This is a genomic window from Pseudomonas sp. 05N36 (assembly GCF_056397385.1).
Window position 1 is genome coordinate 1 of sequence record NZ_JBFTNH010000077.1, and the last position, 391, is coordinate 391.

Sequence of the window (391 nt, forward strand, 5' to 3'; positions counted from 1 at the left end):
GCTAAAGCRCTGCAGGAAAAAGTTTATATCGAATACGACAAAGTAAAAGCAGATACATGGGATAGACGTAATATGCGTGTTGAATTTAATCCAAATAAACTTACRCATGAAGAAATGMTTTGGTTAAAACAAAACATYATCGACTAYATGGAAGATGACGGTTTTACAAGAWTAGAYTTAGCCTTTGATTTTGAAGATGATTTAAGCAACTACTATGTAATGTCAGATAAAGCTTTGAAGAAGACTGTATTCTATGGAATTAATGGAATGCCAGAAACAAAATATTTTGGCGTTCGTGATAGCGATAGATTTATTAGAATTTATAACAAAAAACAAGAACGTAAAGATAACGCAGATGTTGAAGTTACGTCTGATCACTTATGGCGTGTAG

1 protein-coding gene and 1 pseudogene are annotated in these 391 nt (G+C 32.6%); both read left to right on the forward strand.

Translation table 11 applies throughout. The annotated features are described in order from the left end of the window. Nucleotides 1–27: 27 nt before the first annotated feature. Nucleotides 28–90: pseudogene (locus tag AC1DIH_RS28220) on the forward strand (hypothetical protein); the annotation flags it as partial. A gap of 57 nt (nucleotides 91–147) precedes the next feature. Beyond that, nucleotides 148–391, forward strand: a 244-nt coding sequence (locus AC1DIH_RS28225) for a hypothetical protein (protein ID WP_477774100.1), incomplete at its 3' end; no start/stop codon positions are given.